This is a genomic window from Dissulfurimicrobium sp. (genome assembly GCF_049968175.1).
In the GTDB taxonomy this organism is placed as follows: Bacteria; Desulfobacterota; Dissulfuribacteria; order Dissulfuribacterales; family Sh68; genus Dissulfurimicrobium; species Dissulfurimicrobium hydrothermale.
Window position 1 is genome coordinate 1 of sequence record NZ_JBMFRG010000049.1, and the last position, 14596, is coordinate 14596.

At 50.8% G+C, this 14596-nt stretch carries 13 protein-coding genes; 10 read left to right on the forward strand and 3 right to left on the reverse strand.

All coding sequences use genetic code 11. The annotated features are described in order from the left end of the window. Nucleotides 1-517 (reverse strand): glutamate--tRNA ligase (locus ACP5SG_RS07210; protein ID WP_428123146.1); only part of this gene is annotated, 517 nt, incomplete at its 3' end. 80 nt (nt 518-597) lie between these two features. Here ACP5SG_RS07210 and uvrB point away from each other — a divergent pair. The 9 genes from uvrB (at nt 598) to ACP5SG_RS07255 (ending at nt 10478) form a co-directional block, all read left to right on the forward strand. Continuing rightward, complete coding sequence (uvrB, locus tag ACP5SG_RS07215; RefSeq protein WP_428123149.1) at nt 598-2598, forward strand: excinuclease ABC subunit UvrB; 2001 nt, start codon at nt 598-600, stop codon at nt 2596-2598. A gap of 88 nt (nt 2599-2686) precedes the next feature. After that, on the forward strand, nt 2687-3448 hold the full coding sequence (locus ACP5SG_RS07220; protein WP_237889048.1) for a DtxR family transcriptional regulator: 762 nt from the start codon (nt 2687-2689) through the stop codon (nt 3446-3448). Between the two features lie 29 nt (nt 3449-3477). Then, complete coding sequence (locus ACP5SG_RS07225) at nt 3478-3693, forward strand: FeoA family protein (protein ID WP_424661718.1); 216 nt, start codon at nt 3478-3480, stop codon at nt 3691-3693. Between the two features lie 89 nt (nt 3694-3782). Beyond that, a complete protein-coding gene (gene feoB / locus ACP5SG_RS07230) occupies nt 3783-5897 on the forward strand; it encodes a ferrous iron transport protein B (protein ID WP_428123155.1) in 2115 nt (704 codons plus the stop codon). 13 nt (nt 5898-5910) lie between these two features. Then, on the forward strand, nt 5911-6582 hold the full coding sequence (locus ACP5SG_RS07235) for an HD-GYP domain-containing protein (RefSeq protein ID WP_428123157.1): 672 nt from the start codon (nt 5911-5913) through the stop codon (nt 6580-6582). Nucleotides 6583-6595: 13 nt separating this feature from the next. After that, on the forward strand, nt 6596-6889 hold the full coding sequence (locus tag ACP5SG_RS07240) for a DUF2325 domain-containing protein (protein ID WP_237889043.1): 294 nt from the start codon (nt 6596-6598) through the stop codon (nt 6887-6889). Nucleotides 6890-7001: 112 nt separating this feature from the next. Then, entirely contained in the window at nt 7002-8360 is a 1359-nt protein-coding gene (locus ACP5SG_RS07245; RefSeq protein WP_428123159.1) for an outer membrane beta-barrel protein, read from the forward strand. 194 nt (nt 8361-8554) lie between these two features. Further along, nucleotides 8555-8935 (forward strand): NifB/NifX family molybdenum-iron cluster-binding protein, encoded by a 381-nt coding sequence (locus ACP5SG_RS07250; RefSeq protein ID WP_237889041.1) that lies wholly within the window; start codon nt 8555-8557, stop codon nt 8933-8935. Nucleotides 8936-9167: 232 nt separating this feature from the next. After that, nucleotides 9168-10478: a sirohydrochlorin chelatase gene (locus tag ACP5SG_RS07255; RefSeq protein ID WP_428123166.1), complete on the forward strand. Its 1311-nt coding sequence runs from the start codon at nt 9168-9170 to the stop codon at nt 10476-10478. A gap of 88 nt (nt 10479-10566) precedes the next feature. Here the strand turns inward: ACP5SG_RS07255 and ACP5SG_RS07260 are convergent, their stop codons facing one another. Continuing rightward, nucleotides 10567-11322 carry an N-acyl homoserine lactonase family protein gene (locus ACP5SG_RS07260; protein WP_237889040.1) on the reverse strand — a complete coding sequence of 252 codons (756 nt, stop codon included), beginning with the start codon at nt 11320-11322 and terminating at the stop codon, nt 10567-10569. A 68-nt stretch (nt 11323-11390) separates the two neighbouring features. After that, on the reverse strand, nt 11391-13502 hold the full coding sequence (locus ACP5SG_RS07265) for an O-antigen ligase family protein (protein WP_428123162.1): 2112 nt from the start codon (nt 13500-13502) through the stop codon (nt 11391-11393). 55 nt (nt 13503-13557) lie between these two features. Between ACP5SG_RS07265 and ACP5SG_RS07270 the strand changes: the two genes are divergently transcribed. Further along, nucleotides 13558-14271 (forward strand): RluA family pseudouridine synthase, encoded by a 714-nt coding sequence (locus ACP5SG_RS07270; RefSeq protein WP_428123164.1) that lies wholly within the window; start codon nt 13558-13560, stop codon nt 14269-14271. Nucleotides 14272-14596 lie beyond the last annotated feature (325 nt).

Genomic DNA, 14596 nt, shown 5'->3' on the forward strand with positions numbered 1-14596 from the left:
TTTCTATCGGGCCATAGACAAGATCGTTGAAAACAAGAGTGTCTTCCGAATCGGGCGTCTTGAAACGGACAACGTACGGAATACCCCTTGCCTCCATTTCAGCCGCCTTCGCAGGACTTAAATCCCTGCATGTGCGGTCGTATTTGTAGGGTTGTTTTAATGCCTTCGCCGTCTCGCGCTTTGTATCAAGCTCTTCTTTGGTACAGAAACACCTGTAGGCATGACCAAGCTCAATCAACCTCATCGCGGCCTTCTTGTGCGCATCTATGTTGGCTGACTGAAAATACGGACCCTCATCCCAGTCGATCCCGAGCCACCTAAGCCCGTCCAATATGCCCTCGATGGATTCCGCAGTCGAACGCTCGGCGTCAGTGTCTTCTATACGCAAAATAAAATCCCCCTTGTGCTTTCTGGCGAAAATCCAATTGTAGATAGCCGTTCTTGCACCCCCTATGTGGAGATATCCTGTCGGACTCGGCGCAAACCTGACGCGAACCCTTTTTGTTCTTTCAGACATGACCTTCCCCTATGGTTTCATCTTCTGGCTTAAAAGATTAAAATAGTAGTCTTATCTTTTAAAGACTACAAGGGATTTTAATGCCAGAAAAAATACGTCCTTTTAAAATACAATCGCCCTTTCAGCCGTGCGGAGACCAACCTGAGGCCATAAAGCACCTCGTTGACGGCCTCAAAAGGGGGTGTAAGCACCAGGTGCTCCTTGGCGTAACCGGATCGGGCAAGACCTTCACTATGGCGAATGTGATCGCCTCGATGCAAAGACCGGCCCTGGTGATCGCCCCAAACAAGACCCTGGCTGCCCAATTGTTCGGTGAATTCAAGGCCATGTTCCCGGAAAATGCGGTTGAATATTTTGTAAGCTACTACGATTACTATCAACCCGAGGCCTATATCCCACAATCCGATACTTATATTGAAAAGGACTCGGCCATAAACGACTTCATAGACAGGCTCAGGCACAGCGCCACACGCTCGCTCCTTACCAGGCGGGACGTCATTATAGTCGCAAGCGTCTCCTGCATCTACGGCCTCGGCCCCCCTGAGGAATATGAAAAGATGCAGCTATACCTCCGTATAGGCGATAACCGACCGCGGGAATACATCATCGAAAGACTCGTCGCCATGCTCTATGAACGAAATGAGGTGGACTTTCACCGGGGTACGTTCAGGGTAAGGGGCGACATAATCGACATATTCCCTGCCCACGAAGAAGAACGTGCCGTAAGGGTTGAACTCTTCGGGGATGAAATCGAGGCCTTAAGTCTCATAGATTCCCTCACAGGCAAGACCATCGGCGCCTTGAGAGACACGGTCATCTACCCGTCGAGCCATTATGTCACTACTGAAGGCGAGCTTAAACAGGCGATACTCGGCATAAAGGCCGAGCTTGAAGAACGGCTCATGTTCTTTGAATCCAAGGGCAGACTCGTCGAGGCCCAACGCCTGGAGCAGCGTACAAATCTGGACCTCGAGATGCTTCAAGAGCTAGGTTGGTGCCACGGGATAGAGAACTATTCAAGGCACCTTTCAGGCCGGGCGCCGGGTGTTCCACCCCCGACGCTCATCGAATATTTCCCCAGAGATTTTCTGGTCTTTATAGACGAAAGCCATATAACCATACCGCAAATCGGCGGCATGTACGCCGGCGACAGATCGAGAAAGGAGACATTGGTGGAGTTCGGCTTCAGGCTCCCTTCCGCCCTCGACAACAGGCCTCTTCGCTTCGATGAATTCGAAAAGGCGATAGGCCAAGTCATATATGTCTCGGCCACTCCTGGGCCCTATGAGCTGGGGAAGGCAGGCCTGCACGTCGTCGAACAGATCATAAGACCCACCGGTCTTCTGGACCCTATAATGGAAGTAAGACCTGCCAGCACCCAGGTAGACGACCTGCTCTACGAGATCAGGAAGAGGGTTGAGCGGAATGAAAGGGTGCTCGTCACCACCCTCACAAAACGAATGGCCGAGGACCTGACCGAATATTATGCATCGGTCGGAGTAAGGGTCGAGTACCTGCATTCAGACATAAAGACTGTCGAGAGGGCGCGCCTCATCCAAAGTCTAAGGCGTGGAGACTTTGATGTGCTTGTCGGAATAAACCTCTTGAGAGAAGGCCTTGACATCCCAGAGGTCTCCCTTGTGGCGGTGCTCGATGCGGATAAAGAAGGGTTTCTACGCTCCGAACGCTCGCTAATCCAGACCGCTGGCAGGGCGTCGAGGAACAGTGAAGGCATGGTGATCCTCTATGCCGACAAGGTCACGGAATCCATGAAAAGGGCCATGTCAGAAACGCATAGGAGGCGGAGACGCCAGATGGAGTACAATAAGACCCACGGCATCACCCCGCTCACCATAAGCAAAACGGCAAGGGACGCTCTATCCTCAATGTATGAATATGAACGGAGAAATACCGATCTTACAAAGGATGGGGTCTTTGGATGCATCGACGGCGGGATCAATCTTGAAGCAAGAATAAAGGCCCTTGAAAAAGAGATGAAGGCTGCGGCCAAGGCCCTTGATTTTGAACGCGCGGCCAGGATAAGGGACGAGATCAAGGGACTGAAAGGGCTTACCGGATAGCTGCAGGGGGTCCAGTTGAAAATCCTTTGACAAAATATTCGGCAAAGCGTATATTTTCAGGCAAAAGAAAATTTTAAGGGGGTAATTTATGATCGCCGCAGACACCTTGACCGCAAGCCTTGAAGACTATCTGGAAGGCATTTTTCACATCATTACAGAAAAACAGGCGGCCAGACCCAAAGACATCGCCAGACGGCTCAAGGTCGGCAACTCATCCGTTACTGGTGCACTTCGTGCCCTGGCAGACAAGGGGCTGATCAACTATGCCCCACATGACCTGGTCACGCTCACCCAGAGCGGCAAGGCCGTCGCAAAGGATATAGTACGACGCCATGAAGTCCTGCGGGACTTCTTTGTAAACGTCTTGGCAGTGGACTATGGGATCGCCGACAAAACCGCCTGCCAGATGGAACACGCGATCCCAAAGGTCATCCTGGAACGGCTGAGCCAGTTTATAGAGTTTGTTGAGACATGCCCCAGGGGAGGGACAAAATGGCTTGCCGGATTTGGCTATTACTGCGACCAGGGCCGCTCCCACGAAAACTGTGAAGAGTGTATCTCCACGACCCTGGAGGCTGTAAAAAAACATATACAACAAGGGGGTAAAAAATCGATGGCCAATACCAATCTAAAGGCATTGAAACCTGGCCAGAAAGGCAGGGTCATAAAGATCAGGGGCCGTGGTGAGACAAACAAACGGATTGCGGCAATGGGAATAACCCCTGGCTCTCTGGTAGAGGTCGAACGCGTTGCCCCGCTGGGCGATCCGGTGGACGTCAAGGTCAAGGGATACCACCTCTCCCTTCGTAAAGACGACGCGGAATCGATAGAAGTGGAATTGATCGAATAAGAATAAGTAAAAATGGAGGAAAGATCGTCATGTCGCTTGCAATGGTTGAAAATGGCAAAAGGGTGCGACTCTTAGGGGTCAAGGCCGGCTGCGAGCTAAGAAGTCGGTTGTCGGTCCTCGGACTCATACCGGGTGTCGAGATCGAGATGATACAAAACCTCGCGAATGGGCCGGTAGTAATAGGACTTAATGGATCTAGGTTGATGCTGGGCCGCGGGATGGCACAGAAGATTATAGTTAGATAATTTTTTTGTACCTTTGTTTCGTTAAAACTAAAATTTTATGCCATACCTAAATAAAAAACCAGTCAAAAAAATGGGGTGAGGGATAAAGAATGGGACCGAAGATTACAGTAGCCCTTGCGGGCAATCCAAATTCAGGAAAGACTACCATTTTTAACAACCTGACGGGCGCTAGGCAGCATGTCGGAAACTATCCGGGCGTGACCGTTGAGCGTAAAGAAGGTCTTTGCCGGCATGGTGGTCATGAGATCAAGGTCATCGACCTCCCGGGTACCTACAGCCTTACGGCCTATTCAGAGGATGAGGTGGTGGCCAGGGACGCGATAATTGATGAACGGCCGGATGTGGTGGTGGATATAATCGACGCCTCCAATCTGGAGAGAAATCTCTATCTTGCCGTGGAGATCATGGAGCTTGGCGCTCCGCTTGTCCTGGCCTTCAACATGAGCGACATAGCCAGGGAGCGCGGGTATGAATTTGATATTGAAAGGCTCTCAAGGCTCCTTGACGCCCCTATCGTCCAGACAATCGGCAATAAAGGGGCGGGGATAGAACAGCTTTTGGACGTGGCCGTATCCATGGCCGGCTCAAAAGGACCCAGGCGCGACAAGGTCGTGGACTATGGGCCCGAGATCGAGGGGGAGATCGAGAGGATACAGACGCTCATCGAAAAGGACCCTGCGCTCCAGGGGGTTGCAGGTAGATACGGTGCAAGGTGGCTGGCCGTAAAACTCTTGGAAAACGACAAAAACGTGCAAAAGAAGGTCGGATCCCCTGAGTTAGACAGGATAGTCAGGGAAGGCGCGGCGCGTATTGAAAAATTGACAGGAGAGCACCCAGAGACCGCCATCGCCGGCCAAAGGTATGGCTTCATCTCTGGCGCATGCCGCGAGGCGGTGCGCTCCACCATCGAGATACGCCATACGATATCCGACAGGATAGATGCGGTGCTTACAAACCGCGTGCTCGGGATCCCGATCTTTCTGGGGCTCCTGTGGCTCGTCTTTCAGCTCACATTCACCCTTGGCGGGCCGCCCGGGGAGTGGATCGAGGGCGGGTTCAATTGGCTTTCCACCCTTGTGGGCGCAATCCTGCCCGAAGGGTATCTGAGATCCCTTATAACCGACGGCGTCATTGCAGGCGCAGGCGGCGTGCTGGTCTTTGTCCCGAACGTCCTCATGCTGTTTCTTGCCATTGCCGTACTTGAGGACTCAGGCTACATGGCCAGGGTGGCCTTCATCATGGACCGTCTGATGCACAGGATCGGCCTGCACGGCAAGAGCTTCATCCCTATGCTCATCGGTTTCGGCTGCAACATCCCTGCCATCATGGGTACCCGCACCATTGAAAACGAGCGTGACCGCATCGTGACCATCCTCGTGAACCCGCTCATGAGCTGCAGCGCAAGGCTTCCAGTCTATACGCTCCTCGCCGGGGCGTTTTTCGCCCCGCATGTCGCAGGTCACGTCATCTTTTCCATCTATGTCCTCGGCGTTGTCCTTGCGATAGCCATGGCGAAGATATTCAAGAAATATCTCCTGCCCGGCGCGGCCACGCCGTTTGTGATGGAGCTTCCGCCCTACCGTATGCCCACGCTCAAGGGGGTATTGATCCACATGTGGGAGAGGGCATGGCTGTACATAAAAAAGGCTGGGACCATCATCCTCGCCATATCGATAGTGATGTGGTTTCTCTCAAGCTTCCCTGCAAATCCCCAGCTTGAGGAGACCTATAAGACCATGATCGAGGCGGCCCATGACAAAAACGAAACCAGGGCCCTTGAAAACGAGCTCGCTGAAAAGAAGCTTGAGCAGAGCCTTGCAGGCCGGATCGGGCACGCGGTCGCCTTTTTCCTGCAGCCCATAGGTCTAGGCGATTGGAAGATAGGCACGGCGCTGTTTGCAGGCTTTGGCGCGAAGGAGGTGGTGGTGGCCACCCTCGGAACCCTTTACAGCGTAGGCGCAGGAGAGGAGGGCGCGGACGATCTCAAGACGGCGCTTCAAAAAGACCCGTTTTACAGCCCGCTGGTCGCCTACACCCTGATGGTGTTCGTGCTGACCTATGTCCCGTGCATGGCCGCGGTGGCGGTCGTAAGGCGCGAGACAAACTCCTGGCGCTGGCCGCTGTTTATGATCGGTTATGAGCTGGCCCTGGCCTGGGTCGTCTCTTTCATCGTCTATTGGGGCGGAAGGTTGTTCATATCGTGAAGGGGGACGGACAATGTTGTGGTGTGAAGACTGGGGTGAATTAGATATCGGGGCGCAGGCCCTTAGCGTTACCAGGGCCTGCGTGAGTCTACATCAATTCGCCGAGGCGCTTGGAAACGCCATAGACGCTAAAGACAGACATACCTATAACCATTCGCAGCATGTAGCGGTGATAGGGTACATGATAGCCTTAAAGATAGGTTTTACAGCCCAGCAAGCCGATGTGATCCACATAGCAGGCCACCTGCATGACATCGGCAAGATTGGGGTCCCTGACTATATCCTCTCTAAAAAAGAGAGATTGACCGAAGAGGAGTGGCAATACATAAAAAGACACCCTGAAACAGGGGCCGCCATCATAGGTGCGGTGAGTTGTTTCAAAGAAAAAGGGGGCATCAAAGACATGGTGCTTCACCACCACGAAAGATATGACGGAGGTGGTTATCCAGCCGGCCTGAGGGGCAACGAAATCCCGATCGGGGCCAGGATCCTCTCTGTAGCCGACACCTTTTCGGCAATGATACAAGACAGGCCGTATAGAAAGGCAATGTCGCCGGAGAAGGCGTTCGATGAGATCGCACTGCTCTCCGGGAGCCAGCTGGACCCTATATGCACAGCGGCACTCCTTGCAATAAAAGACAAGGTTATAGGTTGGATTCGGGGTTTTACGCTTACAGACCACTAGAGAGTGAGGCTTTATGTGCGTAGCGCTGATAGGAGGCATGGACAGGCTTGAGAGACAATACAAAAACGAGGCCGAGAGATTCGGCATAAACCTCAAGGTGTTTACAAAATCTGAGACCGGGCTGGGTTCCAAGATCAAGGGCGTGGACGCCCTGGTCATCTTTACAAACAAGATATCGCACAAGGCCAAAAATGAGGCGAGGGATATGATAAAAGGCAAGGATATACCTGTATTCAGGTATCATTCGTCCGGCGTCTGCACCCTCAGAAGGTGTTTTGAAAAACTGACAGGGGCGCCTCGATTATAAAGCAGAGATACATCATCCATTGCCGATCCCGGGGGTTGCTCTTGGCGGTTGATTGGGCTATATTTGTGTTACTTTTTTTATAAAAATACTATTTAAGAGGAGGCCAATTAAAATGGGACGGAATTTAAATCTGTTCAGGCATGGTTTTGGAGGAGAGGGCGCATGGATTTTTATAACAGCCATCCTGTTTTTATTAACCTTTTTGCCCGCCGGGATAGTATGCGCGGACACTGAAGACAAGGAAATACGAAAAGAACTTGAAGAGCTGAGGGCCAAGGTAAAGGACCTCGACGCCTTGAAGACAAGGGTCCAGGAGCTTGAGGAAAGGCTTGCTGCAAAGGATGCGGGCGAGGGGCAGGAGACGGTAAAGGAAGAGCTCAGAGAAAAAGAAGGGGCCGCCGAGAAAGAAGGGGAAAAGAAAAAGATTGTAAAGCTGGTCAGCCCATACCTGGACAACCTCAATATCACAGGCGGTGTGAGCGGCGGCTGGTTCTCTACAACAAACGAGGGGCCAGGTAACAAGAGCAGCAACTTCGTCCTGTCAAACCTCCTTTTGGACCTCTCGTCCGAGATGGAAGGGGGGCTTCTTGGTTTTAACGTCGGACTTGGAGGCGTTACGACCCCGTCTGTCTTTGATGCGCCCAATGACACGACCCCGGACTTCCGCATTGAATACGCCTCGATAAACCTGAAGCCCATAAGGTCTCTGGAGGGCCTTTCCGTAGAGACAGGTCTCTTAAAACCCAACTCAGGCTATGAGAGCACCTATACCTTTCAAAATCCAAACGTCACTGTAGGGGCGCTTGCCTCCCAGCAGCCCTATAATGCAATGGGCGCAAGGGTGACATATGCCTTTGGCGAAGACCTGAAGCTCTGGGGCGCGATGTTCAAGCACAGGCTCGATGATGACGAATACCGCACGGACGATGTCTATCTCAATGAATACGGCGAGCCAAGGGGCCTCGGCGCACAGGATTCAAGCTCGTGGGAGGTAGGCGTAAACGGCTCTGTAAACGGCCTGGGGCTGAGCCTATACCACTACCACCTGAACGATCTCAGGCACCTTACGGGCATTGTTATTGACCATACCATAGATGACCTGTACGGCCTCAAAAGCCTGTATCTGGCAGTAAACGGAGACTACTGGAGGTGGAGCAGCAGGGTGGACAAATACTTCAAGGACGACTCATCCATCGGCGCCAGCCTCTACATAGTCCCATCCCTTGAAAGGCTCTCATTCCCGCTCCGCCTTGAGTATATCCATCAGGGGGAGAGCAGGATATACCTTGACAGCCCAGATGCGGAGGACGTCTATGCGGTCACATTCACCCCCACCTACAACCTCACATGCAATGTATTTTTAAGGGGCGAGCTCTCCTACGTCCATGCCGACAACGGCTTTTCAGACGACAAGGGCAGGCTGCAGGACGACAAATACATGTTCGCTGTTGAGACCGGCGTAAAGTTTTAGGCTGTCTTTTATTAAAAAAAGGGGGGTAGATATGTATTGCCATAAAAACCAAAACGCTTGGCCAGGCCGGCTGTCTGCAGAAATTGCAGGCGCAATTGTGTACTTGCCGGCCGGAGAAGGAAACAAAACGGATAAAAAGGACATACTGTCTCAATTGGATTAAAAGAGACCCGATAAATAAAAGGAGAAACGTCATGAATGGTAAGATAGCGATCACGGCCATGGGCATGGATGAAGGCGCGGTCTTTTCCCGTCATTTTGCAACAGCAACCCACTTTCTCGTCTATGACACCGCCACGGGTGTCTTGGGCGCAAGGGAAAACCAGGCTCGGGCCCTGACCACAGGGCGCGGGGTAAAGGCGGCGGAGATCCTTGTCGATTCCGGGGTAAACGCCCTTGTAACCGACCTTATCGGGCCAAAACCCTTTGAGCTTCTCAACAAAAAGGGGGTCAAGATATATCAAGGTCCACGCATAGGTATAAAGGACGTCTTGCAGGCGATCAGAGAAGACAGGCTCGGCCCACCCCTGTCGGCACCTACCGAAGAGGCGCATGCAGGGCAACATGGTGACTAAGGACGTTTGATCCCAAGGGGCCTCGAAGAATTCATTTTTTCACCCACAGGGGAGGGGATTTCAGGGGCCCCTGTCTTCGACTTAATAAAATAATAAGAGGAGGTCTAAGCCATGACAGGTCTTCTAAAAAACCAGAATATTCAGTCTTATTCTGACCATTGCTTTATCCATTTTTATTCCTTTTGTTGTTGCAGCAAGAGCGGAGACTGAAAGGGGCCCCGGGATACTTGTTATAGCACATGGGACAGACGATCCCACATGGACAGGCCCTGTTTCAGCGCTGGCGGAAGAATTAAAGAAGAGGTTTTCATGCCCGGTGGCCCTTGGTTATCTGGAGGCCACAAAACCCGACATCCCAGGGGCGGTGGATGAACTAAACAGCCGGGGCGTAAACCGTATCATAGCGGTGCCCTTGTTTATCTCCTCTTATTCCAATCATATCGAAGAGATAAGATATATACTCGGTTTAAAGGACACCCCTCCAGGTGGAGAAAACCTTGTAAAGGCCGATCCCGCCGGTGAAGTTGAGCTCACGCGGGCTATTGACGACAACCCATTCCTGGTTGAGACCCTGGCCGAACAGATTGTGGCAATGTTGGACGCAACCACTGGTTTTACAAATATATTTTCTCGAAAGACCGCTATTTTAGCAATGCATGGAAGCGATACCCCTGAAGGTATGGAAGGCTGGGAGCGGGCAACAAATTCCCTGGAGGGGCGCTTATACAGGACGCTAAGCGCCCAGGGATGGGGTTTTGAAAGAGATGACATAAGGCATGGCTATCTCTTCGAAAAGGCTGATCCTCAGCTTGGCGATGTTGTTTATCACGCCATATTTAACGAGGGTAAGATACCGTATGTGATACCTGTGATGCTGAGTGAGGGCTATTTTACCGGGAGCAAGATACCATCGATCCTCAAACCTGTTGAAAACATGTATCGCTACCCGGAGAAAGGCAAACGATCCCTCATTACCTTTGACAAAAAGGCCTTGACAAAGATGGTGGTCTATAGGGCAGCGAATAGCCTCTGGATGCCACCATTGATATTGAAAAACGGGAGAATTGTTGAGTTTTCCCTGGACAGGGTCTATGAGATTTCAGGTGAAATATGCCCTGGCAGGATTATGGCATGGCGCGCGGCCAGCTACGGCCTTGCCAAATTATGGGGGGATACCGTGGTGAACCCGAGCGACCTGTTTGTTGTATCGATGTTCCCGCCGGAGGCGGAACACAAAGAGCTGTTTGACTGGCTTGCCGGTGTTGACAACGTAGCCTATATAGGACAATCCTACAGAGGCATGGCAGAGATTACCCCTACATTCTCTTTTATTGACAGGGCAACCGGCAGATTTATAACGGTACGGACAAAAAAAGATATCTTTGGTGGAGATGAATTTTTTGAATTAAAAAACAAGGCGCAGGCAGGCAAAATCACAAGAGAAGAAGGAGCCAGGCTGAAAAGATTAAAAGAAGAACTCCTTCTTAAACTCATGACAACCCCTCCTGACATGCTGTTTGATGTCGTTTCAGCCTCCTTATAACCATCGTTCGTTCCAAAGGGCCGAGGCGCCAGCCCTCCTTAACTCTCATCTCGCCCCGGCCCCTCTCTTTACGTACAAGTTAAATACATCATGGTATCGTATCAATCGAAGCAAACCGAGGCTCGTGAAGCGGTAACAAGATGTCCGCCATGTCCCGCACCCTCAAGACGATGTCATAGGCCTCATATACATTGACATGCGTCCCGGGCGGGATGACCTCCATCTCCATTGCCTTTATCTTTGCTGGTGGATAGAAGTTCTCCATTATCAGACAAAATCCGGTTATCACCGCCTTGCCGCGGGCAGTATCAACCATTACCGTCAAACCCCCATCGGTATGTGCCGGCGTATGAATGACACGGATGCCTGGCACGACCTCCGTATCCTGGGTTATTGTCTTTATCTGGCCGTTCTTTTCGATATCCAATATGAACTCTTCATTATATCGAAAATCGAGCGGATGTGGGTTGTGTATGCGTTCCATTTCTTTTGCATGTACATAGAATGTAGCATTAGTACATTTATAATCATTTTCACAATGATCATTATGTAGATGCGTATGTATGACAATATCTATATCCTCGGGCGACAGCCCCCATCGGCCCAACCCCTCCTCAAACCTGTAAATCTTTCCACCCACGGCCCTTTCCCTGCCCTCGGATTGCAATGGACTCATCTCTCCCGTGTCTATCAGTATATTCCTATCGCCGCCCTCCAGATACCAGCAATATATGGGGATAGTGTAAGGCTCGCCGTATCCGTATTGATAGGTCATCATGCCCTTATCAAATACCTTTGTCCCCATTACGATGGGATGAATTTTATATTGCGCCGATCTGCACATGGCAACCTCCTGTCTCAAAAATATTCTCCCGCTCAGCTTCGGGTCTGATCGATGGCTTCAAGGGGTCATCAATGGCTGGACGGCAAACCCGGCCGCCTGATATCAACCAATCTGTCACTGATCTTTTTCTCCAGCTCAAGCATCTGACCATAGACATGTCTGAACTCATCGCTCCGGGCGATTACAGCCTTACCTCTATTGAGCTGGTTCAGGGCCTCGTGGAGGTCAGCCATCGCACCTGCGGCATCCCCATCAGCCGCCCTTTGATCCGCCCGCCTTACAAGTATAATCGCCAGATTGTATCTCATGTAAAAATTCTGATGGTCCCAATCATCAACCCCTGTCTTTAGATATTTGACAGCGCTGTCTAAGTCGTTCAGCTTGTTATACGCGTCAGCCAAGGCTATATAGAAGTTTTCAGGCTCCCAGGTCACGTCTTTATAGACAAGGAGCCACTTTATCCCCTTGTTTAACTGATATTTGGCGGCATCGGGATTTTGCTGCCTCAAGACGTCATAATAATAGCTGGATGCAAGGGCATAATAGACGGCATAATGGGATTCAATCGGATTTTGCGCCATCGCCGCATTCATGCGGGCAAGCGTCGTTTCCAGAAATTGAAGCCTGGCCGGAGGCGCCATGGCGTTCTGGTTCGCCTCATAATACTTGATGTTTCCAAGGCCATAAAGAAAATTATTATCGGCAGCCCATGCCTTGAAATAATATATGCCATTTACAACCACTAGGACAGACATCACAAGGACAATGACAAAGAACGGCCAGGGTGTACCGGCCTTTCCTTCGATAACGGCAACGTTATGCACATCTTCCCTGGCTGCAACAATGTTATTCAATGAAACGATAAGGCCCAGGAAGACATAAAACAGCGTCATAGACACAATGGTGTCAAAGATGGTCAGCGTGTTAACGGCATAGGCAAGGAGACCGGCGGTAAGCCCTGCCAAAAACACGCGCTCGTCATTTAAAAGGTCTTGTTTGAACAGCCTGAAGATGGACCTTGCGGCAAGAAACCAGATGGCGGTCCAGGCCAAAAACCCCGCTATGCCCATCTTTGCCAGTATCCCAAGATAATTGTTGTGGGGGTCGTCATAGTTTACGTTGGGCTCAAGCTGGGATAGGTGCAGCGGCTTAAAGGGCATGAAGGCCCTCCGAAACGACTCCAGGCCGACACCGAAGACCTTTCCATTAATGGTGTTGTCCCATATAAATCTCAATGTCTCCTGCCACAATATCAGGCGGGTTGCGGCTGTCCCTTTGATTTGCAGCAGCCCCATGATCCTCGGGACAAAAAAATCGCTGAAGACCGATACGGCCCCGGCACTTATAATCAGCAAAAGCGCCAGACCGATTAGAATAAATTTCAGGTGGTGTTTTCTGCGCCCCCTGTCTGAAAAACTCAATAATATAACGATAAAAACCAACAAGCCGGACAGATAGCCTATCCAGGCACCCCTTGTCAGGCTGAAAAGGATGCCTGCGGTCTGCACGAGCAGCGCAACCCCGAACGCCAGACGCCTGACAGGGCTCACACTGGAAAAAAGTCTGCCAAAATTGAGAAATATGGTAAACATCATTACTGAACCAAAGAGATCGGGTTGACCCTGAAGACCATAGGCGTGGGTACCCAACGGGATATCAAACCCGGTAAAGTCCAGGCCGAAAAATTGAAAGATTGCGACTACGGCGTTTATGGCGCCTGCTAAAATAAGCAGATCGGCAAAAAGATATATCTTCTTTTCATCATTTAATATAATGATGGTCAAAAATGTCATGCCGAGGGCCTGTATCTGCGTCATGAGCCCCAATTGCCTTTCATACACGCCGAAAAGGGATACAAGTGGCGTAATGGAAAAAACAGTGGACAAGACCAGCATCGTGGCAAAAATCAAGACTGAAAGGGAAAAGGGCGTCTTTAATCTGTCAAACGCACGACCGTCCCTTAACAGCCAGAGGGATGGGATACCAAAGATCAGCCATGCCCAGGTGAAGATCGCTGATTTGCTGATGTAGAAGGTGCAGCTTACAGATCTTGAGAAAAAGAGAAACGGCAGGATGGCCAGGATAAAAAGACCAAAAAGGGCGTACCTCTCCAGAAAAAGGGGCTTTACAGTATTTGCTTTCAATGGGATCGACTTGGGCAGCTTATGTCTGGCCTTCATTGAGAGTGTTCCATTTTTGTTTTAAGGTGGTCATGTGATTAATATCATCAATGGTATGACATTACAACAAAAGACCGGAGTAAAAATCATATATGAGGACAACCACCTCCTTGTGCTGTCAAAACCGGCGCGCCTCCTGACCGTGCCTGATTCAACTGGCGATCCGTCGTTGCTGGACTGGGCAAAAAGCTATATCAAAAAGAGTGGGTCCAAACCTGGAAATTGCTTTCTTGGTGTGATACACCGCATCGACCGCCCGGTATCAGGGCTTGTATGTTTTGCAAAGACCTCGAAGGCGGCATCGCGTCTCTCGGAACAGATGCGCATGCACACAATCCGCAAGACATATCTTGCACTCACCAGGGCTATCCCCCCTGCCCGAAGTGGGGTGCTCGAACACATGCTCAAAAAAGATCACACCCGAAACCTCGTTCAGGTCTTCCCGAAGGACTTCAGCGACCCCTTGGCAAGACCAGCCCGCACCTTGTGGAGGACTGTTGAAGAAAAAGGCGGGCTCTATCTCCTGGAACTGATACCTGATACAGGACGCCCGCACCAGTTGAGGGCGCAATGCGCCCACATGGGTTGCCCCATCCTGGGAGACATAAAATATGGGGCGGCAGAACCCCTTCCTGACGGCTCAATTGCGCTCCATGCCTTCAGATTGGAGATAGACCACCCTACAAAAAGGGGGCGTCTGGTCTTTAAGGCACCGCCACCAGACACAGATGTATGGCATATATTTTTTTATAAGCACTATGCAAAGTAGCGGCATCGATTTCGCAAGCCAGACATAAAGACCATTTACCTCCCTACGTCCATGCCGCAACAGGTAGACATCAAGACAAAAAGCAACAAAAAAAAGAACCAATAAATAATTAATGATCTCTAAAAGTCATTATATGAGATGGTTAAGTAAAAATCGTAAATGCAAGGTGCGCAGATCCTGAGAAATGCGGCATACCTCCTGCACGCCGCAGTGACAAAGGATGCAGCACAACGCAGCAGTTGACAACTTTTTACAACACCATCAACAATTAATTAGGGCCTGTAAATAATTTTGTGTAAACGGTCTTGTTTTTTCATATTCAATA